Raw genomic sequence first — 1571 nt, 5'->3', positions numbered from 1 at the left:
AATTTTTCTACCTCCTTACTCTTCGTGATTTGAATCCAATAGAGAAATTCTGGGCTAATATGAAGAGGTGGACAATATACTAAATTTTAATGCTCTATTCGACGCTATTTCGTGCTTCTTTAAAATATCTAATTCAACCTAAATTACTATAGATTTGATCCTAAGGTGCGCCCCCACTTTAAAACTGCGGTCGCGCTGACACCAAAACGCTGAGCAATTCGGTTCATTAAAAGACCGCTTGCGTATAAAACAGGGGCTTTGAGCTTGTCTTTCTCGGGAACACCTGAGCTTGCATGAAATTTTTTCCACATTTTTTACATTTGTACCGCTGACCCCCTCGAACAAAACCACTTTTAAAGCAATCAGAACATTCACAAAATTTACATACAATCTTTTTTAGAGACTTTTAAAAGAATTCCTTTACTAATCTTAACAAAAAGTATCTTTAGTTAAAAGCTTATTTTTTCAAGCCTTTTCTCATGGATTTTCTTTATTTACATGTTTTTGCTGTGTCAGTTTAGTATTTTGGCTGGTTTAGATTAAATGTACAAATTGTCTCCAATCATCAAAACATTGCACAACTCCAGCAGCTTTTAATCGCTCTTCACTGCAAAGACGGTTATAAGAAAACCCCGTATATCCAAAAGTTTTAATTCCAGAACGAATAGAGGCAGCGGCGCCAGCAACACTGTCTTCCACTGCAATGCAATGCACAGGCAAAACGCGTAACTGATTCATAGCAAAAAAATATACATTGGGTAAAGGTTTAGGAGAATTTCCAGACTCAAAAAATGAAGTTTCGAAAATTTTAGCTAGATTTTTTCCCCGCCCATTTTTTGCCCAACGCATTGCTGAAAAAACTCGCTGTAACGGACTATTTGTTACCAAAGCTAGCTTGTATCGTTGACGAACAATAGTTAACGCTTCAATAACATAAAAAGCCATTTCAACTAAATTTTCTTGAAAAGATCTTGCTATTTCTATTTCTCTTTCATAGTACAACACCTCACAGTCTACCTTGATTTTAAAATAATTTGATAAATGATCACAAAGAGATTCACGAGTTTTTCCTTGAAAGTGCGTTTCAAAACATTCAATTGTCAACGGAAAAGAAATCTTATCTTTGTACTGTTCGTTAAAACGACGGATCAAAAGAGGAACGGTAAGGCGTTCTGTGCCCATCAAAGTATTATCAAAGTCTAGCAATATCCAGCGCACACAGCTAAGAGAGTCTTCTTGAAAGTTCATGGCGCGTTAGTAACATTTTCCCAGCCCTTAATTATAGCAAAATTTCGTTATCCAAACAATCTTTAAGCGCATTGATTGGATAACGGATAAGAAATAGCTATCTAGATCTTATCAATAGCCCTAATTTAGTACTTTCAATCATACTCCCCCTCACTTTTTTGAAGGGTCTTTAAAAGATCCGAAAGAGAGGCTATTTTATTAAAAATAAACAACAATGTTTAATGCAAATGAACCTTCGTACTTAGTATGATCGATCAGCGAAAGGTTCAGCATCCTGCGCTGATCCACAAGATGAACGCTCCACCTTCAATAAAATCCAAGCT

General features: G+C 36.0%; 1 protein-coding gene and 1 pseudogene. Both read right to left on the bottom strand.

Annotation, left to right across the window (positions count from 1 at the left end; genetic code table 11):
- Positions 1–146: 146 nt before the first annotated feature.
- Positions 147–375 (bottom strand): annotated as a pseudogene (locus K737_RS07250) (helix-turn-helix domain-containing protein).
- Positions 376–534: 159 nt separating this feature from the next.
- Positions 535–1248, bottom strand: a complete 714-nt coding sequence (locus K737_RS06640) for an HAD family hydrolase (RefSeq protein ID WP_006291101.1) — start codon at positions 1246–1248, stop codon at positions 535–537.
- Positions 1249–1571 lie beyond the last annotated feature (323 nt).

Source organism: Holospora undulata HU1 (assembly GCF_000388175.3).
GTDB lineage: Bacteria > Pseudomonadota > Alphaproteobacteria > Holosporales > Holosporaceae > Holospora > Holospora undulata_A.
The sequence above is the reverse complement of the archived record's forward strand: the minus strand, read 5'-3'. Positions and strand labels throughout refer to the sequence as shown.

What these genes read in the sequence shown, in the direction of transcription:
- K737_RS06640 (WP_006291101.1), bottom strand. Translation starts at nt 1,248, where the DNA reads ATGAACTTTCAAGAAGACTCTCTTAGCTGTGTGCGCTGGATATTGCTA.